Source organism: Sorangium sp. So ce145 (genome assembly GCF_051525985.1).
GTDB lineage: Bacteria > Myxococcota_A > Polyangia > Polyangiales > Polyangiaceae > Sorangium > Sorangium cellulosum_B.
On the sequence record NZ_CP150315.1, the window covers coordinates 11177270 to 11195037 of the forward strand.

The 17768-nt window shown below is 70.6% G+C and carries 24 protein-coding genes and 1 tRNA gene; 10 read left to right on the forward strand and 15 right to left on the reverse strand.

Going from position 1 to position 17768, the window contains the following annotated elements:
• Positions 1-9 precede the first annotated feature (9 nt).
• Genes WMF34_RS41570 through WMF34_RS41580 form a run of 3 tightly spaced genes read right to left on the reverse strand, consistent with a single transcriptional unit; the run spans position 10 to position 2674 of the window.
• Entirely contained in the window at positions 10-1398 is a 1389-nt protein-coding gene (locus tag WMF34_RS41570; protein WP_437991244.1) for a replication-associated recombination protein A, read from the reverse strand.
• Entirely contained in the window at positions 1395-1979 is a 585-nt protein-coding gene (locus WMF34_RS41575; RefSeq protein ID WP_012240792.1) for a TlpA family protein disulfide reductase, read from the reverse strand. The genes WMF34_RS41570 and WMF34_RS41575 overlap by 4 nt, the downstream gene beginning before the upstream one ends.
• Entirely contained in the window at positions 1976-2674 is a 699-nt protein-coding gene (locus WMF34_RS41580) for a YggS family pyridoxal phosphate-dependent enzyme (RefSeq protein ID WP_080599161.1), read from the reverse strand. Before WMF34_RS41580 ends, WMF34_RS41575 begins: the two co-directional genes overlap by 4 nt.
• Positions 2675-2887: 213 nt before the next feature.
• On the opposite strand from WMF34_RS41580, the gene WMF34_RS41585 reads away from it, so the two are divergent.
• Positions 2888-3343 (forward strand): hypothetical protein, encoded by a 456-nt coding sequence (locus tag WMF34_RS41585; RefSeq protein WP_044967082.1) that lies wholly within the window; start codon positions 2888-2890, stop codon positions 3341-3343.
• Positions 3344-3498: 155 nt separating this feature from the next.
• Positions 3499-3969, forward strand: coding sequence for a hypothetical protein (locus tag WMF34_RS41590; RefSeq protein ID WP_012240795.1), 471 nt, complete (start codon positions 3499-3501; stop codon positions 3967-3969).
• Positions 3970-4034: 65 nt separating this feature from the next.
• Here WMF34_RS41590 and WMF34_RS41595 read toward each other — a convergent pair whose 3' ends face one another.
• Both WMF34_RS41595 and WMF34_RS41600 read right to left on the reverse strand, forming a co-directional pair.
• The gene (locus WMF34_RS41595; RefSeq protein WP_012240796.1) at positions 4035-4538 is read right to left on the reverse strand and encodes a cyclic nucleotide-binding domain-containing protein; all 504 of its coding nucleotides are present in this window, start codon (positions 4536-4538) and stop codon (positions 4035-4037) included.
• Between the two features lie 172 nt (positions 4539-4710).
• Positions 4711-5145 carry a GNAT family N-acetyltransferase gene (locus WMF34_RS41600; RefSeq protein WP_012240797.1) on the reverse strand — a complete coding sequence of 145 codons (435 nt, stop codon included), beginning with the start codon at positions 5143-5145 and terminating at the stop codon, positions 4711-4713.
• Positions 5146-5320: 175 nt separating this feature from the next.
• On the opposite strand from WMF34_RS41600, the gene rpe reads away from it, so the two are divergent.
• The 3 genes from rpe to WMF34_RS41615 all read left to right on the forward strand — a co-directional run bounded on the left by rpe (position 5321) and on the right by WMF34_RS41615 (position 7874).
• A complete protein-coding gene (gene rpe / locus WMF34_RS41605; protein ID WP_012240798.1) occupies positions 5321-6034 on the forward strand; it encodes a ribulose-phosphate 3-epimerase in 714 nt (237 codons plus the stop codon).
• A gap of 65 nt (positions 6035-6099) precedes the next feature.
• Positions 6100-7614: a hypothetical protein gene (locus WMF34_RS41610; protein WP_437991245.1), complete on the forward strand. Its 1515-nt coding sequence runs from the start codon at positions 6100-6102 to the stop codon at positions 7612-7614.
• Positions 7615-7787: 173 nt separating this feature from the next.
• A tRNA-Ser gene (locus WMF34_RS41615) sits at positions 7788-7874 on the forward strand.
• A gap of 93 nt (positions 7875-7967) precedes the next feature.
• Here WMF34_RS41615 and WMF34_RS41620 read toward each other — a convergent pair.
• The 4 genes from WMF34_RS41620 to WMF34_RS41635 form a co-directional block, all read right to left on the reverse strand.
• Positions 7968-9065, reverse strand: coding sequence for a tyrosine-type recombinase/integrase (locus WMF34_RS41620; RefSeq protein ID WP_437991246.1), 1098 nt, complete (start codon positions 9063-9065; stop codon positions 7968-7970).
• Between the two features lie 5 nt (positions 9066-9070).
• Entirely contained in the window at positions 9071-9385 is a 315-nt protein-coding gene (locus WMF34_RS41625) for a hypothetical protein (protein WP_437763438.1), read from the reverse strand.
• Entirely contained in the window at positions 9382-9705 is a 324-nt protein-coding gene (locus WMF34_RS41630) for a hypothetical protein (protein ID WP_437763437.1), read from the reverse strand. Before WMF34_RS41630 ends, WMF34_RS41625 begins: the two co-directional genes overlap by 4 nt.
• 91 nt (positions 9706-9796) lie before the next feature.
• Positions 9797-10486: a hypothetical protein gene (locus WMF34_RS41635; RefSeq protein ID WP_437994722.1), complete on the reverse strand. Its 690-nt coding sequence runs from the start codon at positions 10484-10486 to the stop codon at positions 9797-9799.
• A gap of 425 nt (positions 10487-10911) precedes the next feature.
• On the opposite strand from WMF34_RS41635, the gene WMF34_RS41640 reads away from it, so the two are divergent.
• On the forward strand, positions 10912-11334 hold the full coding sequence (locus WMF34_RS41640) for a hypothetical protein (protein ID WP_437991247.1): 423 nt from the start codon (positions 10912-10914) through the stop codon (positions 11332-11334).
• Between the two features lie 89 nt (positions 11335-11423).
• Here WMF34_RS41640 and WMF34_RS41645 read toward each other — a convergent pair whose 3' ends face one another.
• Positions 11424-11693: a hypothetical protein gene (locus WMF34_RS41645; RefSeq protein WP_437991248.1), complete on the reverse strand. Its 270-nt coding sequence runs from the start codon at positions 11691-11693 to the stop codon at positions 11424-11426.
• A gap of 43 nt (positions 11694-11736) precedes the next feature.
• On the opposite strand from WMF34_RS41645, the gene WMF34_RS41650 reads away from it, so the two are divergent.
• The 4 genes from WMF34_RS41650 (at position 11737) to WMF34_RS41665 (ending at position 13576) form a co-directional block, all read left to right on the forward strand.
• Positions 11737-12033: a hypothetical protein gene (locus WMF34_RS41650; protein ID WP_437991249.1), complete on the forward strand. Its 297-nt coding sequence runs from the start codon at positions 11737-11739 to the stop codon at positions 12031-12033.
• Positions 12023-12523, forward strand: coding sequence for a hypothetical protein (locus WMF34_RS41655; RefSeq protein WP_437991250.1), 501 nt, complete (start codon positions 12023-12025; stop codon positions 12521-12523). Before WMF34_RS41650 ends, WMF34_RS41655 begins: the two co-directional genes overlap by 11 nt.
• 158 nt (positions 12524-12681) lie before the next feature.
• The gene (locus WMF34_RS41660) at positions 12682-13053 is read left to right on the forward strand and encodes a hypothetical protein (RefSeq protein WP_437991251.1); all 372 of its coding nucleotides are present in this window, start codon (positions 12682-12684) and stop codon (positions 13051-13053) included.
• Between the two features lie 187 nt (positions 13054-13240).
• The gene (locus WMF34_RS41665; RefSeq protein WP_437991252.1) at positions 13241-13576 is read left to right on the forward strand and encodes a hypothetical protein; all 336 of its coding nucleotides are present in this window, start codon (positions 13241-13243) and stop codon (positions 13574-13576) included.
• Between the two features lie 141 nt (positions 13577-13717).
• Here WMF34_RS41665 and WMF34_RS41670 read toward each other — a convergent pair whose 3' ends face one another.
• From WMF34_RS41670 to WMF34_RS41690, 5 genes are all read right to left on the reverse strand, one after another.
• Complete coding sequence (locus WMF34_RS41670) at positions 13718-14323, reverse strand: LexA family protein (RefSeq protein ID WP_437991253.1); 606 nt, start codon at positions 14321-14323, stop codon at positions 13718-13720.
• A gap of 92 nt (positions 14324-14415) precedes the next feature.
• Positions 14416-14655: a hypothetical protein gene (locus tag WMF34_RS41675; RefSeq protein ID WP_437991254.1), complete on the reverse strand. Its 240-nt coding sequence runs from the start codon at positions 14653-14655 to the stop codon at positions 14416-14418.
• A 9-nt stretch (positions 14656-14664) separates the two neighbouring features.
• Positions 14665-15183, reverse strand: a complete 519-nt coding sequence (locus tag WMF34_RS41680) for a calcium-binding protein (protein ID WP_437991255.1) — start codon at positions 15181-15183, stop codon at positions 14665-14667.
• Positions 15184-15357: 174 nt separating this feature from the next.
• The gene (locus tag WMF34_RS41685) at positions 15358-16770 is read right to left on the reverse strand and encodes a YecA family protein (RefSeq protein ID WP_437991256.1); all 1413 of its coding nucleotides are present in this window, start codon (positions 16768-16770) and stop codon (positions 15358-15360) included.
• 365 nt (positions 16771-17135) lie between these two features.
• Complete coding sequence (locus tag WMF34_RS41690) at positions 17136-17618, reverse strand: hypothetical protein (RefSeq protein ID WP_437991257.1); 483 nt, start codon at positions 17616-17618, stop codon at positions 17136-17138.
• Positions 17619-17768: the final 150 nt, after the last annotated feature.

A 17768-nucleotide genomic window follows, 5' to 3' on the forward strand; every position in this document is an offset into this window, starting at 1 on the left:
CGCCGCGCCTCAGCCGCCCTCGCCCTCGCCCTCGCCGCGGATCCGGCGGAGGCGCTCGCCGATGGTCCGCTCGTAGCCGCGATCGGTCGGCTCGTAGAACCGGCTGCCGGCGAGCGGCTCCGGGAGGTAGGCCTCGCCCAGCGCGACGCCGCCCGGCTCGTCGTGCGCGTAGCGGTAGCCTTCGCCGTAGCCCTCGTCGCGCATCAGCCGCGTGACCGCGTTGCGCAGCGTGAGCGGGACCGGGAGCGCGCCGTGCTCGCGCACGGCGGCCTGCGCCGCGTGCCACGCGGTCTTGCAGGCGTTCGATTTCGGGGCCGTGGCGAGGTAGAGCGCCGCCTGCGTGAGCGGGTAGAGCCCCTCCGGCATCCCCATGCGCCGGAACGCGGCGTCCGCGGCGACGGCGATCTCCAGCGCGCGCGGGTCGGCGTTGCCGATGTCCTCGGACGCGAAGATCATCATCCGGCGCAGCAGGAAGAGCGGGTCGTCGCCGGCCTCGATCATGCGCATCAGCCAGTAGATGGCGGCGTCGGGATCGGAGCCGCGCATCGACTTGATGAAGGCGCTGATGACGTTGTAGTGCTCCTCGCCGGCCTTGTCGTAGAGCAGCGTCTTGTGCTCGCTCGCGCCGGCGATGAGCTCGCGCGTGATCGTGGGGGCGCCCGCGCGCCCCGCCTCGTCCGCGGCGATCTCCAGCGTGGTGAGCGCCCTGCGCGCGTCGCCCTGCGCGAGCGCCGCGATCGCGGAGAGCGCGTCGTCGTCGGCGGCGATCGCGCCGGCGAGCCCGGCGGGCGACTCGAGGGCGCGGCGCAGGAGCTCGACGAGCTCCGAGGCGCCGAGGCCCTGGAGCCGGAAGACCTTGCACCGGGAGAGCAGCGGCGCGTTGACAGCGAACGAGGGGTTCTCGGTGGTCGCCCCGATGAGCGTGATCGTCCCGTCCTCGACGTGCGGGAGGAAGGCGTCCTGCTGGGCCTTGTTGAAGCGGTGGATCTCGTCGACGAACAGGATCGTCCGCTTGCCCTCGTAGGAGCGCGCGGCGCGCGCCTGGGCGAGGATCTCGCGGAGCTCCGGCACGCCGCCCAGCACGGCGTTGAAGGGGACGAAGCGGGCGTTCGTCGTGTGCGCGACGACGCGCGCCAGCGTGGTCTTTCCGGCGCCCGGCGGGCCCCACAGGATCATGGAGGGGATCCGGTCGGCCGCGATCGCGCGCGCGAGCAGCTTGCCCTCGCCGAGGAGGTGGCCCTGGCCGATCATGTCCTCGAGCGAGCGCGGGCGCATGCGCTCGGCGAGGGGGACCGTGGCCTTGAGCTCCGGCTCCCGCTGCCGGGCGGCGTCGAAGAGCGTCGGCTCGTCGCCCGCGGGCCGCCGTCGCGCGCCGCCGCCGCCCCGGGTCGCGCTCATTCGAAGACCGACCGCGCGCCCGCGGGGCGCTCCGAGAGGAGGACCTCGACGGCGCGGCGCGCGCTCGCCGGATCGTGCCCGACCCAGCGCACGGTGCCCGCGCCGTCGACCACGAACGTGAGGGGGACCTGCGCGACGCCGTAGGTCCCGGAGAGCCGCTGATCGAGATCCGCGACGATGGGGAACGTCGCGCCGAGCTCGTGGGCGGCGGCCTCCGCGGCGGCCTCCGAGTCGTCGACGTTCACGCCGATCACGGCCACCCCGTCCGCCTTGCGGTCGCGCCAGAGCCGGTCGAGCGCCGGCATGGTCCGGCTGCACGACGCGCACCAGGACGCCCAGAAGTCGATCACGGTGACCCGCGTCCTGCGCGTGCCGGGCACGCCGACGGTGACCGCGGCCGTGGACTCCGCGTGGAACTCCGGCGCGGTGCTGCCGACGAGCGGGTGGCGCACCGACGCGGGCATCGCGCCCGGCCCGCACCCGAGCGCGAGCAGCGCGCACGCAGCCAGCGTGGCGCCGCGCGCGACGCCGCCGCCACGGAGGGCCGCGCCGAGGCGCGACGCGGCGGACGTCGCCGTCATCCGCGGGCTCCGAAGATGGCGGTGCCGACGCGGATCCACGTCGCGCCTTCCGCGATGGCCGCCTCGAAATCGTGCGACATGCCCATCGAGAGCTCGGGCAGCACGGCCCGGCCGCCGTGCGCGTCGCGCAGGGCGCGCAGCTGCGCGAAGAACGGCGCGACGTCGTTCGGGTCCTCGAGGAACGGCGCGATGGTCATGAGGCCGATCGGCCGAAGGTGAGCGCACCGGGCGATCGCGGCGAGGAGCGGCGCGAAATCGCCGGAGGCGCAGCCGCCCTTCGAGGCTTCGCCGCCGACGTTCACCTCGATCAGGACGTCGAGGGTGCGGTTGAGCGCGGCCGCGCGCCGATCGAGCTCCACGGCGAGCTCCTCCCGGTCGACCGACTGCACGACGTGCGCGACGCGCGCGACGAGCTTCGCCTTGTTCCTCTGGAGCTGGCCGATGGCGTGCCACACGAGCCCGTCGAGATCGGCGAGCGCCTCGGCCTTTTCGACGAGCTCCTGCGCGTAGTTCTCGCCGAAATCGCGCTGCCCGGCGGCGTAGGCGGCGCGGATGGCCTCCGCGGGCTTGCCCTTCGACACGGCGATGAGCCGGACCTCCTCTGGCCCGCGCCCTGCCCGCGCGGCGGCGCTCGCTATCCGGTGCCGCACCTCGTCGAGCCGCGGCGCGACGTTCCCCAGGTCTTCCGAAATCACGCCGCACGATACCGCGAGCTGCCGCCGTGGACACCAGGGGGACACCCGCAGCGGGCGGCCTGTGCAGGTCGTGGCGCGGGGGGAAGTGCCGGATCCAACCGCCCGAGCGGCGTGCCAGAGTGTGCCTGAGCACCGCGTCGACGGCGGACCGATCGAAGCGCTTTCAGGCTATTTTCACGTGGCATGTTGATTGCCATACTCGGCGTACCCGCCATGCGAAGCCTGCTGTTCCTCACCCTGCTCCTCGCGGTTGGATGCTCGTTCAACCCGCAGCCTGAACCGCCGTTCGATGACAGGGATCCGTATCCCTCCGGGTCGTCGTCGAGCGGTGCGGCGGTCGGCAGCTCAGGCTCGGGTGGCACGGGCGCCGGCAACACGGCGGCAGCGACCAGCGCTGGCAGCGGGGAGACCACGGGCGCGGGCGGCAGTGGCGATGGGGGCGCGGCGAGCGGCCAGGGTGGCGCGGGCGGCCAGGGCGGCGGGGGCGGCCCGGATGGCGCGGGCGGCCAGGGCGGCGCGGGCGGCGCGGATGGCGCGGGTGGCCAGGGCGGTGCGGGCGGCCAGGGCGGCGCGGGCGGCGCGGATGGCCAGGGCGGCCAGGGCGGCGCGGGCGGCGAGCCCTGCGGTGTGGGCGGCGCTGGAGGCGCTGGAACGGTGGAATGCGGCTGAAGGAGCACGCGGCCCGGGCCTGACGGCGGCGTCGACCCGGCGGTAAGAGCGAGCGAGAAGCAGCCGACGGATCGCGCTCGACGCAGCGCTCCCGCGGACGAGAGCGCCGCACAAGCGGGCAGGGAGGGGCGCAGGGTGCTATGAGGAGGGAGCTTATGCGCCAGCTTGTCGTCCTTGTGTTCGGGGTCGTCCTTGCGGGCTGTGTGTTCAATCCACAACCGGAGCCTCCCTCTGAGGGGGGCATCGGGTGCGGTGATTGCGACGACATGGGCGCGACCGGCGCAGGAGGGGGCGTCGCCGCCGGTGATCCCGGCGAAGACGACGGCGCGGGCGGCGGTGGCCTCCTGCCACCCGACGCGGCCGGTTCGAGCGGCGCCGTTTCGACTGGGGCCGGTAACAGCACCGGCACAACCAGCACCGGGGGCGAACAGGCGAACCCTGCCGGCGGTGGTGGTGCGGGCGGCGCGGGTGGCAAAGCCGACGACGGTGGTGCGGGCGCCGCAGGCGGCGAAGGCGGCGCCGGTGGCGACGCCGGCAGCGGTGGTGCAGGTGGCGCGGGTGGCGACGCCGGCGGCGCGGGCGGCGAAGCCGGCGCTGGTGGAGCGATCGGCCCAGACGGCGGATGAGGCGACCGGTGGACCCGGCGCCCGCGGGCAGAGCGCTCGGCGCCGACTGACGCGGCGGCGCCGGCTCAGATCCCGGGTCGCCGCGGCCGCGCGTACTCGTCGAGCATGTTCGCTACCAGCTCGGCGAGAAGGCTGTCCGCCACGCGAAGGCGGCGCGACATCTCGCGCGCGATGTTCAGCACCAGCAGCGTGTACGACTTGAGATCGCGCCGGTAGAGGGTGTCGAGATCGTGCGCGGTGACGCGCAGCAAGCGCGACGGGGCGATCGCCCGGACGGTCGCCGAGCGAGGCATCACGTCGAGGATCGACATCTCGCCGAACCAGTCGTTCGGCCCGAGGACCGCGACGCGCGCCTCGACGTCGCGCTTCGACCGCTTGAGCACTTCCATCTCCCCCGAGAGCAGCACGAACATCTCGCGGCCGCTGTCGCCCTCGCGAAAGGCGACGGCGCCCGGCTCCAGATCGAGCAGCTCCAGCGTGTCGGCGAGGCCCTGGAGGACGTGATCGCCCAGGCCTCCGAACAGCCCGATCTCGCGCAGCTGCGTGATCAGCGAAGGGTTAGGGCTCACCTGGATGCACCGAGGGCGCCCGCGGCGACCGTCCTGTCGGCTGACCCGACAACGCCTACCACCACGTCGCGAACATGCTCGCCTTCTCGCATCGCTCCACCTCGCGGTCCCGAGCAGATGTACCCCGTCGAGCGCGTACGCCGCAACACGCGCGTGCTCCGCGCGATCCGCGCTAGAGGTCCTTCGTGAACACGATCCGCGGACGCCCAGGCCCGGCGTAGTCCTCGACCTCGGCCGCCGACCAGCCGACCGCGGCGTGGAAGCGCACCGAGCCCTCGTTGCCCAGCGTCGTGATCGCCTTGAGCTGCCGGCAGCCCTCGCGGCGGCAGTCCTCCTCGAACGCCGCGTAGAGCATCCTGCCGACGCCGCGGCGGCGATAGTCCGGGTGAATGCCGACGAGGTGCACGTACCCGACCGCCGCGTCCGGGCACCTGAACCCGAGCAGGAAACCGACGAGCAGCCCGCGATCCTCGACGACGCGCGCGAGCCTGCCGAGCTCGTAGAAGAAGATCGGGTGCGCGAGCGCGCTGGTTGGGCCTGCCCACCACCGATCGATCTCACCCACGATCCGGTCGTAGTCGGGCTTCGTCAGCGGCCGTGTCTCCATGCATCACCTCACTCGAACGGTTCGGATCCCCAGCCTTCGATCTGCAGCGTCCGCGCGCACGACACGAACGCTTCGCGAAGACATGCGCAGCCTAGCAGCCGCGCCGGCCTCCCCGTAAGCGCGCTCGTGGGATGCTCGGCTAGCCGCCGCGCGTCACGCCTGCTAGCGCTACCCTGTGCGTCACGACAAAATCATCGTCGCTCCGTCGATCCTGTCGGCTGACTTCGGTCGTCTCGCGGAGGAAGTACGAGCCGCTGAGGCCGCTGGCGCCGACTGGATCCACGTCGACGTGATGGATGGCCGGTTTGTGCCAAACATCACGATCGGGCCGCTCGTCGTCCGCGCGGTTCGCGCCGCGACGCGTCTTCCCCTCGATGTCCACCTGATGATCGTCGAGCCCGAGCGCTACGTCGCGGAGTTCGCGGCCGCCGGCGCCGATCGCATCTCGGTCCACGTCGAGGCGTCGCCTCACCTGCACCGGACGCTCCAGCAGATCAGGGACGCAGGCGCGAGCCCCGGCGTCGTGCTGAACCCCCACACCCCGGAGGAGTCGATCCGGCACGTGATGGCGGACATCGATCTGGTGCTTGTGATGAGCGTCAACCCCGGGTTCGGCGGCCAGCGGTTCATCCCGGAGGCGCTCACCAAGCTGCGGACCCTGCGCCAGACGATCGACCAGGCAGGCCTGGACATCGCGCTCGAGGTCGACGGCGGCGTCGCCCCGTCGACCGCCGGGCAGGTCATCGCCGCCGGGGCGCGGGCGCTCGTCGCGGGCTCGGCGGTGTTCGGCGCGGTGGCGCGGGGCGAGGATCTGCCGTTCGACGTGCGCGTCGCGCGGTATGCCGAGGCGATCGGCGCGCTCCGCGCGCCCGCCAGGGAGCCGTCGTGACCCGGCGCGTCGAGGACGCTGCCGCGGCGGGTCGGGCGCGCTGTGCGATGGGAGCGATGGACGCGATGGGCGCGACGTTGAAGCGCGGCCGCTGGCGCGGTGCGGCGTTTGCGGCGGTGGCGGCGCTCGCGGCGGCGCCGGTTGGTGGGGTTGGGCTGGTCGGGTTGGTCGGGGCGGCGGTGCTCGCCGGGTGCGCGCCGACGGCCGCGCCTGCGGCGCCGCCGCGAGCGCAGGCCTCGGCTGCGACGCTCCCTGCGGCGTCAGCCGCGCCTCGACCGGCCGGGGGCGCAGGCCCGGTGGATGCGGGCGAGCTCGACGAGGACGCGGCTCGCCTGACCGACGGCGAGATCGCGCGCGTGCTCGCCCGCGTGGCGAAGGCGCGGGGCCTGCCGGTGCGCCGCGAGGTGCGGAGCCGCGTGCTCGCCCGGGGGCAGATCCTGGAGCGGGTCCGCGCGCACGTGGAGCGAGAGATCCCCGAGGGCGTGCTCGATCATCAGCGCGAGGTGCTCGCGGCGCTCGAGCTCATCCCGGCCGACTACGACTTCACCGCCGGGATGTACCGCCTGCTCGAGGGCCGCATCGCGGGCTTCTACGAGCCGGAGGACGCGACGATGTACCTCGTCGACGATCTCAGCGAGGCCGAGGCCGAGGAGACGCTGGCGCACGAGCTCGTCCACGCGCTCCAGGACCAGAGCTTCTCGCTGGGGAGGCTGCTCGACTTCAAGCTCGGCGACAGCGATCGCCTGGCGGCCACACACGCGCTCGTCGAGGGCGAGGCGATGAGCGCGATGTTCGACGTGCTGGTCGGCTCGGCGTTCCAGGTCGACGAGTCGATGCTCCGGAGGCTCGTGGCGATGTCGACGGCGCTGTCGTCCGTGGGCGACACGCCGCTCGTGCTGCAGGAGTCGCTGGGGGCCCCGTACACGGACGGCTTCGCGTTCGTGCAGGCGCTGCGCCGGGACGGCGGGTGGGCGTCGGTGGATGCGGTCTGGCGCGCGCTGCCGGAGACCACCGAGCAGCTGCTCCATCCCGAGAAGCTCGCCGCGCGCGAGCCCGCCGTCGCGGTGGCGGTCCCGACGGCCGCGGCGCTCGGCCCGGGGTTCCGTGTGGTCTTCGACGATGTGATGGGCGAGCAGGCGCTGCGCATCGCGTTCGGGGCGTATGCCCACCGCGATGCGGCGATCGGCGCGGCGGCTGGATGGGGCGGGGATCGGTTCGCGGTGGTGCGGCGGGACGACCCGGAAGACCCGTCGCGGAGAGAGTTCGCGCTCGCGTGGCGGCTGCGGTTCGACAGCGCGGGCGACGCGGTAGAGGCGGGGAAGGTGATCGAGCGGCGCTTTGGGAAGGCGTGCAGGCAGCGGCCGTCGCTCGGGCCGATCGCGTGGACGGCGCGAGGGAGCGACGTGGCGATCGTGGCAGGGCCTTACGCGAGGCGCGGGGGAGGCGGGGGAGGGGAGGTCAGCGCGACGGCGACGTGCGCAGGGGCGGGGAAGTGGCTCGCGGAGGTGATGAAGGGCGGGGTGGGGGGACAGGGCGCCGGGGCGGGGGCGGCAGCGGCGGCGGTGGGAAGGGAGAAGTAAGGGGCAGGGGCGAAGGACGCTCGAGGCAGCGGGAGATGCCGGTGAGGGCGGAAGCGGCGGGGCTGGAGAGCTCAGGGGTTGCCCGGAGCAGGGCAGGGTAGAGGTGCGGGTCTCAGGGCGGCGTTGACAGGGGGCGGTAGAAGAGGCAGAAAAGCGAGTCGTTCTGGATGTTTGGAGGAGTGGCCGAGCGGTCGAAGGCAGCGGTTTTGAAAACCGCCGTTGGGGCAACTCAACCAGGGGTTCGAATCCCTTCTCCTCCGCTGAAACCATTGAGGATTTCGTCGAGGAGCTCGGGCGCTCCCTGGTGAGCCTCGCGGGTCCATTCACACGCCATTCACACGGCGACGCCGAGGCTACGCCGACCGCCGCGTGAAGACCTGCACCGCGTCCTTCTTCAGGTTGTCGTTGGTGTGCGCGTAGCGCTGGGTGACCGAGAGGTGCAGGTGGCCGGCGAGCTGCTGCACCGTCGGAGCCGAGGCGCCGCCCTTGAAGCACTCCGTGATGAAGAAGTGCCGCAGGGCGTGGAGCCGGGTGGCCGGCACCTGCGCCTTGGCGAGCGCACGCTTGAAGGCGTGCCGCAGGCCGCCCTCGGTCCACGGCGTCCCCTTGCTCGAGGGGGCCACCGGGGCCTTGGGCTTGTGCGGCCTCTTGCTGGCCTCGACGAGGATCTCCTTCAGCGCGGGCGCGATGGGGATGCCCCGCTCGTGCCCGGACTTCGGCGCGACCACCTGACCGCAGGTGATGGCCTGCCGAACGAAGAGCAGGCCGGTGTCCAGGTTCACGTCGCACCAGCGGAGGCCGCGCACCTCGCCGGCACGTAGGCCGGCGTAGGCTGCGAGCGCGATCGCAGGACGGACGTGCGGAGGCGCCGCGGCCACCACGGCGTCGACCATCTCGGGCGAGGGCGGCTCGTACACCTTCGACTTGACCCGGTTCAGCCTGGGGAAGTCCGGCTTCTTGTCGTGGTGGCCGAGCTCGACCGCGTTGCCGATGATCGTGCGCAGCGGGATGACGATGTTGTTCCGCGTCGACGCCGAGAGGCTCTCCCGCGCGAGCTCGAGGTCGAACGCCGTCACCACCGCCTTGTCGATCTTGCTGAGCGGCCACGATCCGAAGCGCGGCAGCAGGTACGCGTCGACGTTCTTCATGTACCCGATGTGCGTCGAGGGCTTGAGCTTCGGCGCGAGCGTCGCCTTGTACAGCTCGACGGCCTCGCCGAAGGTCATCTCCGGCTTCGGCGGCTTGAGCTCCGTCTCGTCCACCTGATCGGGGAGGTAGCCCTTCTCCGCGATGGTGACGAGCAGCCGCCGCTCTTCCTTCCGCGCACCGTCGGCAGTCTGCAGGGTAGCGTTCCTGAAGTACCGCTTCTTCTCGCCGGTGCGCGCGTCCTTGTACGAAAAGTCAATGATCCAGGGGCCCCTGGGGCGCCGTCGGTCTCGCCGCACGGTCATGCCGGTCAGCTCCTTTCCGGCCGGACCGCGTGCCTGGGACGAGGCGAAGAAGTAGCACATGGGGCGCCGTCGTTCTTGTCGTCGCTCCCGGCGTCGGCGAGCCACGCGGCGCTGAGCTTCACGCGCCAGCGGCCCGAGAACTTACGGGCGCGGACGCCGTCGATGTTCGCCTCCAGCGCCCCGTCGGGACCGCGGACGACATGGCGCTCGATGCTCCGGCGGAGCGCGTCTGGCGACTTGCCGAGGAACTCGGCCGCGGTTCTGATGCAGACCCAGCCCCGCAGACCCGGGAGGGTGCTGGCGGACGAGTTGCTGCTCACGGCGACCTCCGCGAGCCCGTCGAGCGTTCCGCCTGGCTCGTCGTGACCGAGTCGTCTCCCTGCGGCGCCGCGCTGCCGACCAGGTGGATCGCGTCCTTAGGCTCCTCGCTCTTGGCGCGGAGGTTCGGCGAGGCGAGGCCGGCGCGCACGAGAGCGATGGTGCCGCGGCGGACGCTGAGGCCGGCGAGCGCCCGGCCCAGCGCTTGGCGCGACACGCTCAGCTCGGCCAGGACGGCGCGCTCGCCGAGCTCCTCGATGAGGGCGTGCAGCGTACGCCGTTCCTCGGCCGAAAGGCCGATATCCTTTGCCCCTTGGCTCATGCTCTCGAAGCTAGCGACCGGGGGTTCGCGAGCTACGGAACAGTCCGCGTGCGAACTGTTCCGTGAGATGCCACACAGATCCCGGCAGGGCTTACTCAGGCTCGTCGCCCGCGTTGTCCTCTCCGTCGGAGGGCGGCGCGCTCACGTAACCCGAGTTCACCCTCTTCAGACGTAGCGGCGCCCGCTCCGCTGCCCTCGCCATCCGCCGCAACTCCTGCTCGATCGCACCGCCGACGGTCATGCCAGTCGTGAAGTCGACCTCCTCGCCGTCGGTCATCAGGATGCTCAAGATCGCGAGCTCGCGGTTCGAGAGCTCCCGGCCGTAGGGGAGATCCTCGGGCAGCTTCCCGAACGCGTTCGGCTTGGCGAAGTTCATGGTCCAGGCGAGCCAGTGCCGCCTGTCGGGCGGCCTCTCATAGTCCTCCCGGACATCGTTCATGAGCGACTGGAGGAAGTGGCGACGCTGCTTCACGAGCTTGTTGACCCTGTAAGCGTAGAAGAGCCCGTAGTCCGGCCGCCTCGACTCGATCCCAGCGCTCTCGAAGAACTTCAGGGCCTTGGCCGCGGCCTTCCGGAACTCGTACATCACGCTCCAGGCTTCCGCCTCGACCTTCCATCGCTGGGTGAGGGCCTCGACGCGAGCCACGCGACCGGCGTTCCAGGGATGACCGAACGCCTTCTCGTACTCGCTCTCGCACTGCGGAAGGAGCTGCGCGAGGAGCTTCTCCTTGTTGGAGAACCGCTCCCGCCTGTTCTTCCGTGTGGCTCGCTTCGGGCTCATCGTGCTTGAGCCGTAGCTTACGCGCGGCCGCCCCTTGATGGCTCCCGTTCGGTCGTCAATCTCGTGGACCTTGCGAGCTGCGCTGCCGCGCACGGGCGTGGCACGATCCGGGGCTCCAGTGAGCGCAAGCTTATCGCGCTCAGGCTAGCGAAAGAGACGCTCGACACCGGCCACCGTCTGGGCCCGTTCATGCACATCGTTCAGTCCGTGGGACGCGGGCTGGGGGGCCGCAAGTAGTACAAGGACGTCAAGGACGACCTGACGAAGTAGCCTTGGAAACAAGGTGATTCCAGAACATCGCCGATCTGCATCGTTGTGGTTGCCGCCGTGGTGCTCCAGGGGGGTTCCCTTTCTGCAGACTATTGTGACCAAATCACGCAGCTGAAGCTGTCAGCGGAGGCGGCTTCCACCAAGGAGGAGTAGCAATGGAACAGGTCGAAACCAAGACTCTCACGACGGACACGAAGACCCCGTTCGGGGCATATGACCAAGCGCTCACCAGGGCCGCCGAGCTGGCGACCGGCACGCACCTGTCCACCGACGCCGTGGCGAGGATGAATGCGAGCGGCGGCGGCTCGCTCATCGACGCCGTGGCGAGGATGAACGCGAGTGGCGGCGACTCTCTCACCGAGGCGTTCGAGAGATGCCGTGCGGCGCCTCCGAGCCGCATGGCCCACGGTGTGGAGGCTGCGGTCGCGCCCGCTGCTCATCCGAGCCTGCCGGCGCCGCTCACACCGGCTTCTCCTGCACCCGATCCGAGGGCGCTCGAGATCCTCCACAAATGCGCTGATGCGGCCGAGCGGGTCCACCGCACGGGGCGCTACGCCGCCGCTGTCCAGGCGCCCTGAGCAGGAATCACCTCTCGAGTACCGAGCTGCGGGGCGCGTCATGCCGATGCCTCCGCAGCGAGGGCGCTTCGACCCGATGACCGACAATCTCAGGCAGGGCCCGCGAGGATCATCACGATGAGCCAGAGGCTACCGCCGAACAGGCGCCGCGTAACCAAGGGCGCGTCACGCTCGAAGTTGGAACCTTCCGAGCGCGGCCAGCGGGGTCGGCGTGATCCGGCTCTCGAAGCCTTGCTCTCGAGCCGGGCGGTACCCAACCATGCGGCCAGCGGTCCGGGGAACATGCCCGGCACCGTCGCCCATGGCGAGCCCGCTGCGAGCACCGCCTCGGGGCTGACGCCGGCTACGATCTCGCCCACTGCCGATCCTTTCGCCCAGCGCCGGGACGAGGTCAGGGCGCTCTTGCTCGCCTCGGCCCCACGCCCGAGCGCCGCCGAGACGCTCCTGTACGACGTCGCCAGCCGCGAGCTTGCGATCTACGTCGAGCTGTCCGAAGCGCAGGAGCAGCTGGCACGCGAGCTCCGCGAAGCCGTGAGCGGCGACGTGCGCGGGGTGCTTGGCATCAGCAAGGTGCTCCGCGAGGTCACCCAAGTCGCGGGTGCCATCGGACGCCGTGTCGAGCACGTGCTCACGACCGCCACCTCCCTCCGAGCCCAGCGCAGGTTCCTCGAGCTTCAAGGGAGGCGCGATGAGACTTGATGCGCCCCTTGCCCGACTTGGCGAACTGCGGATCGAGGACGTGCGGCGCGTGCTGGGCGACGAGATCTGGAAGGTCAACCACGTCGACGTCTGCGTCCTGGCACCGCCGGGAGGCGTACCGGCGGCGCAGCGGGTGTCGCTCGGGCGCAAGAGGAGCGGTCGAGGCGATCACCTCGCGGTGCTGTGCCCTTCCTGTGGCCGGCCGAAGGAGATCCTCTACGCCGACGGCCACGGCGGGCTCAGCTGCTCCATCTGCTCGAGGAGGCGGACCCGGGAGCAGCGGGAGGTGCGCACGACCGCGTGGAAGCTCGGCGGACGGGAAGAGGATCGCCTCCTGCGGCTGCTTCAACGTGACGGTCTCCCCTCGGCCGGACTGGATCGTGCTCGCGCGCTGGCCGAGGAGATCGTGCGCGGTGACCGCGATCGGTTCGATGCGCTCCGCCCGCGGATCGAGGCGGCCTTGAAGTTCCGGGAGGTACGAGCCCGATGACGAAGCCGCCCGAGACCACCACCGAGAGCGCCCCGTCCGAGGCGACCCCGAGCTCGACAGAAACCTCCCGGGCAAGGGCGCCATCACGGCGCCGACGCCGTGAGCAATCGAAGGTGAGCGGGCGTGCGCAAAGGACCACGTCGGTGAAGGAGCTGCTCGTGGAGATCGAGCGGCTTCAGCACCGGGTCGTCGTGCTCGACGAGCTGGCCGAGCAGGCGCAGACGCTGTTCATCGGCGACGGCGACATCCGGCCGAAGTACCTCGTCGGAGCCGAAGGCGGCATCGCTGTCGCGGTACGCGTCGAGGTGGTCGAGATGATCCAGGCGGAGCTCCGGCGCGCTGGAGATCGCACGCGTGAGCAGCTGGAGCGCCGTCTGGCGGCCACGCTCTCCGCGCCGGAAAGTGAACCGGTGCCGTCTATCCACGAGGGCATCTCCGCGGGCGCATACAGTCCGGAGGACGAGGGAGTCCTGGCGCAGCTCATGTCGCGTCTCGTATCGAATCGAGCGGCGATGGCGCGATCGCGGTGATCGGTTCGACGAAGACGAAGGGTGCCCTCCCGACAGCCAGCTCCTCAGCTCCCGCTGCATACCGGTGCGCGGTAATGCTCGAGCCCCCATGGATTCAAGGGCCACCGGCCCGGCGTGCGGCCTTCCCAGTCCATCATCTCGGATGAGAAGCGCGCTCTCTCGCGGTCGAGCACCGAGGAGGCACCCCGTGGACCGTGTGGACTACTTCCGCGCCGTGGCCGACGAGACCACGACGAGGTTCCTGTCGGTCGAGCTGCAGCACACGCCGATCTCCCTGACCGGCAACCTGGATGGCATCGCGCGGGTGATCCAGGGCGGTGAGAGCGGTCCCATAGCGAGGAGCACGGCGCTGTCGCTCGAGCAGTTCAACCAGCGGCGGGCGCGGGCGTTTGATGTGGCGTGGGCGCGGCAGCTCCGCGAGGAGTGCCGCCGCGAGAAGGTCGCCTACTTCTTGAAGCAGCTCGGCTCCGCGCCCGTCGAGAACAACCGGCCGATGAAGCTGGACAAGCATGGCGGAGACTGAAAGGAGTGGTCCGACGATCTACGCGTGCGTCAGATGCCGAACGTCGCCTGCCCGGCGCTCCCCGCTGACACCCCGCAGGCGGTGAGCGCAAGGAGCACAACCCGCTCAAGTAATGCGGCGCGCTGACCGCACCCGCCCGCTTCATCCATGCCCGTCCTCGGGCTCGAGCAGCTCCCGGAACCTCGCAGCGTCTTCCTCGGGATCCCCCTCTTCGTCGTGCTCGCTGCACAGGCGCAGGTACTCCTTCTCAGCGATGTCGAGCACTCGCTCCCGCACGAGTCGCGCGCTCCGAGGCGCGATGCCGGCCTCGCGAACCATCTTCTCGACCGCGTCCGCCGCGGCGGCGATCATCGGCAAGCTGTTCGCGTCGTCGATTCCGATATCGATCGCCCGCGCGAGCATGATCTTCACCACCTCGCGCCCCATCTGCTCCACGATCATCGCACGCTCCCGAGGATCATCGGTCGAGCCGGCAACGCTCCGTCCACGTGGGCCCGGCTCGCCGCCGTCGAGCGGCGGCAGCTCCGCTGCCGGGACGAGCACCCGTATCGAGCGGGCCACGCCGGGCTCCCGCGTGATCAGCCCCCGTTGCTCCAAGGCGAGGATCATCCGGTGCACGGACGGGGGGCTCACCCGGAAGTACTGCTGCATCTCCGCCTCGGAGGGCGCGTGCCCGTGGACGGCCGTGTAGGTGTGCAGGAAGGCCAGGTACCGGCCCTGTGTCTCGGTGAAGCGCGGCTTCTTCATGATGTGACGCGGGCGCCCTCAGTAACAGGTGAATATTTCGCGGGGGGCGAGGTCGCCATGCGGTGAAACGAGTTCCCGTTCCGGCGCCGGCGTCAACGTCTGCCGCACCTTTTCGAGCGGCATTGACCGCTCTGCTCGACCCTTTCGGCGAGCCGACCGATCGACTGCGCGTTTAACGGCTCTTCCGGCGGCTGACCCGCTGCGCCTTCCGCTGGGCCTTTTTCGGGCGAGTCGGCAAGGCGTTGCATGAGCAGGGCCTCGAACTCCCCCGCAACATCCTCGTCAAGCTCGCCCTGCTTGTTGGTCAGGGGGCGATGGATGTCGAACGTCATGGGCGCGGTCTACCGTCCCGCCCTCAGCCGCCAACCAGCCGGCAGCCGTGTGACGCCGCCCGCCGCGATGAAGCGCAGCACGGTTGCTCTCCCGTTGGGGGTTCCAACACCGCGCTGGTAGAAGCGATACGCCTCGATCCACTCGAACCCATCCGGGGGAGACTTCGGCAGCGGCAGGTCCACCACCGGAATGCGCTGCACCAGCGCGCCGCGCTTGCAGATGGCGACGATCTCGTCCGCGTCGTTGAAGTCGACGCCAGTGACCTGAACCGGCACGCCGAGCACGTCCGTCTCGAAGGGGACCCCGAGGTGCTCCTGGATCATCGTAAGAAAACCGACGCGCTGCTCCTCCTCGTTGTACGCATCGACGGTGGCCTCCTCGATGAGCTTCCTGAGGCGCGCGGTGCCGACCTTCGGCCTGGTCCCTTGCGCCGGCCTGCGCCGGGTGGCTACCACGAGCTCGCTCGCAGCGGACTTCTTCGCGGTGCTCCTTGCCGCGGCTAGTTTCTTCGTGGTTCGCGTGGCCATGGTGCACCTCCTCGCGAGAGCCTGCACGCCAAGCTGCCGGGCTGCCACTGTGCCGTGAACGCCGCCGACACGGCGCGCTCTTCCTCGGCGCAATGTCCATCTCCCGGTCGTGCCCGCCTCACCCCGTGCAGCCCGCTCCACCGCCGCCACGAGGACGCATGTCACACGCGGCACCTACTTCCCGCAGCACCTCTTGAACTTCCGTCCGCTGCCGCAAGTGCAGGGATCTTGCCGCCCGATCGACGCTGCGTGTGCGCCGGGCTTGCGCCCTGCCTGCTCTGCCTTCAGCAGCGGATCGAGCACCAGCCACGTGTTGGCCGGTGTCCACGGCTGGTGTAGCGCCTCAGCGAGCTCGCCCGGCAAGTAGAACTGCTCCGGCGTGCCGCGAGCCGTGGCTGCGATGAGGTGCAGCGATACCAGCAGCTTCTTCCCGTCCGTGATTCCATCGGTCCAGGACATCAGCGGCAGTGTACGGACGAGCTCTTCCTGGATCGGATCGTCAAGTCGCTCGGCACCCGGATCGAAGTAGCTCTCGCCGATGCGGCGGACCACCGCCTCGAGCTCCTCGGCGGGCGCTTCAAGGAGCTGGGCGGTGACCTCGCAGCAGAGCTGCACATCGCGGCCCATCACCTCCCGGATCCGCTTGGCCTGCGGCGTACGGGCGGTGCTGGGTGCCGCGTGAAGCGCGTTCACGATCTCGGCGCGGGTGTTCTTCGCCCGGGTCCCGATCGCGAGGAGCGCGAACAGCGTGTCGAGCAGCTCGAAGAAGCTCACGTCCTCCGCGAGTGCCCGCTTGTAGTCGGGCAGCATGAGCTTGCCGAGGCGCGCCGCCGCCCACGCGCCCTTGAGGATGAACGTGACGACGCCCGTCCCGGTGAGGGGATAGCTGAACGCGGCCCGCGCTCCCTTGTACTGGTCGGTGAGCGACACGTACTGCTCCCGGTCGGCGGTGATCGCGCCCAGGAGGGCCATGTGCCCCGCGGCGTGCAGGAGGTTCCAGTACGCGTGAAGGACCTCCTCGTCCTGGGCCCGGCGGCTGCGACGCGTCCGGAGCATGGGCCCCTGCAGCGAGAGCTCCCGCCCCATGGCCAGGTAGAGGTCGAGGAACACCGGGCCGAGGAGCGGCTCCCAGGCCGCGACCGCGAGGAAGTTCTCCCGGCTCACCGAGTCGGACGCGACGAGGAGTCGCCGCAGCAGGCGCGCGTGCCCTCGCTCTCCGCCGAGTTGCTTCGCCAGGTCCATCCGCTCCCGGAGCCGGGCGACCTTCCGGGAGATCGCGTCGAGCTCGCCGCGCTTCACGACGGGGAGGTCTCCGGCCCGCATGCCCCGACCGAGGCACGTGACGAAGTGGCCGCTGCGCGTGACGACCAGGAACGGGCCCTGCACGGGGTCGTCGAGCGAGATCGCCACCCGCTCCACGCGCTCCGGCAGCGTGGTGGCGTCGAGCACAGTGCGGAGCAACTCCGGGTCGCGGTAGAGCTCGAGCGCGAGATCCACCTCGTTGCGCGGCAGACGATCGAGGCGTGACAGGAAGTGCTCCGCGTGTTGCACGCCGGCCTGGGTACCCGCGCAGACAGGGAGGGACAAGTCCGCCACGTCCACCGCGACCTGGCACGCCCGAGGTCCAGCCGCTGGCTGCCGGCGCTGGCTACCGACATGGATCCCGACGCGTAGTTCGCAGCCGCTCACGCAAGACACCTCAAGGCGGACGCTCGAGCCGATGACGACGAGTACGCCGCCCGTCAGGAGTTGGTCGAGGTAGTCCACGGGCCGGCGCTCCGTGAAGCCCGCCCAGAACGTCACCTTGACGAGTACGCAGAGGCCGCCCGCTTCGTCGATGCCAGCGCAGCACGGATCAGCCGAGGAGATGGGTGCGGCCTGTTTTTTCTAGCCCGGGCGCGCTGGTGGACGGCATTGTCCTTCGCCCCCGGAGTGGGGTACATGCCCAAGCGTTAGCGACCGTACCTCCGCCATCCTCGGCGACGCCGCCTCCGCGGCATGTCCACGCGTCGCGCTACTTCTGGAAGATGTCGCCAGGTCTTGCCCTGGTCGATGTTCCGGATGCTCTTCGCGTCCACGCCGAAGTCGAAGGCGATGATCCTCGGGCTCACGCCTTGATCGAGCAGCGTGCAGATCTTCCGGACCTGCTCCTCGTTGAGCTGAGCCCGCGGGTTGTTGACCCCGGAGGTGCCGCGCAGCGGTGAGGCCGGGGGAAGAGCAGCGCGATCGAGCTGTTCGAGCCGCGATGCGTCCGCGTCGTGCGGCTTGGGCTTCGTCCCCTCGTACAAGTGCTGCGGGTTGACGCACGACTTCTTGCCGCACGAGTGCAGCACCATCCCGGCGGGAGGGCGGCTGTGATCGATCTCGAACATGTGCCGGTGGGCCATGACGATGCGGCGGCCGATCCGGAAGACGCCGTAGCCGCGATCGTTCACCGCTCCCAACCAATACCAGCACTGGTCGCCGCCGCCCTCGGGGACGAGCTTGCTGAATCTCGCAAAGGATGAGGCGCGTTCGTCCTGCGAAGTAGGAGATGATCGCCGGGCGTAGTGGCTGGGCTTCTTGTGCTTCACCGTCGTCCCACT

Excerpts from the sequence above, each read along its gene's own strand:
- WMF34_RS41570 (WP_437991244.1), bottom strand. The coding sequence starts at position 1,398 with ATGAGCGCGACCCGGGGCGGCGGCGGCGCGCGACGGCGGCCCGCGGGC.
- WMF34_RS41575 (WP_012240792.1), bottom strand. The coding sequence starts at position 1,979 with ATGACGGCGACGTCCGCCGCGTCGCGCCTCGGCGCGGCCCTCCGTGGC.
- WMF34_RS41585 (WP_044967082.1), top strand. The coding sequence starts at position 2,888 with ATGCGAAGCCTGCTGTTCCTCACCCTGCTCCTCGCGGTTGGATGCTCG.
- WMF34_RS41590 (WP_012240795.1), top strand. The coding sequence starts at position 3,499 with ATGCGCCAGCTTGTCGTCCTTGTGTTCGGGGTCGTCCTTGCGGGCTGT.
- WMF34_RS41600 (WP_012240797.1), bottom strand. The coding sequence starts at position 5,145 with ATGGAGACACGGCCGCTGACGAAGCCCGACTACGACCGGATCGTGGGT.
- WMF34_RS41610 (WP_437991245.1), top strand. The coding sequence starts at position 6,100 with ATGGGCGCGACGTTGAAGCGCGGCCGCTGGCGCGGTGCGGCGTTTGCG.
- WMF34_RS41620 (WP_437991246.1), bottom strand. The coding sequence starts at position 9,065 with ATGACCGTGCGGCGAGACCGACGGCGCCCCAGGGGCCCCTGGATCATT.
- WMF34_RS41630 (WP_437763437.1), bottom strand. The coding sequence starts at position 9,705 with ATGAGCCAAGGGGCAAAGGATATCGGCCTTTCGGCCGAGGAACGGCGT.
- WMF34_RS41635 (WP_437994722.1), bottom strand. The coding sequence starts at position 10,486 with ATGAGCCCGAAGCGAGCCACACGGAAGAACAGGCGGGAGCGGTTCTCC.
- WMF34_RS41640 (WP_437991247.1), top strand. The coding sequence starts at position 10,912 with ATGGAACAGGTCGAAACCAAGACTCTCACGACGGACACGAAGACCCCG.
- WMF34_RS41655 (WP_437991250.1), top strand. The coding sequence starts at position 12,023 with ATGAGACTTGATGCGCCCCTTGCCCGACTTGGCGAACTGCGGATCGAG.
- WMF34_RS41670 (WP_437991253.1), bottom strand. The coding sequence starts at position 14,323 with ATGAAGAAGCCGCGCTTCACCGAGACACAGGGCCGGTACCTGGCCTTC.
- WMF34_RS41675 (WP_437991254.1), bottom strand. The coding sequence starts at position 14,655 with ATGACGTTCGACATCCATCGCCCCCTGACCAACAAGCAGGGCGAGCTT.
- WMF34_RS41680 (WP_437991255.1), bottom strand. The coding sequence starts at position 15,183 with ATGGCCACGCGAACCACGAAGAAACTAGCCGCGGCAAGGAGCACCGCG.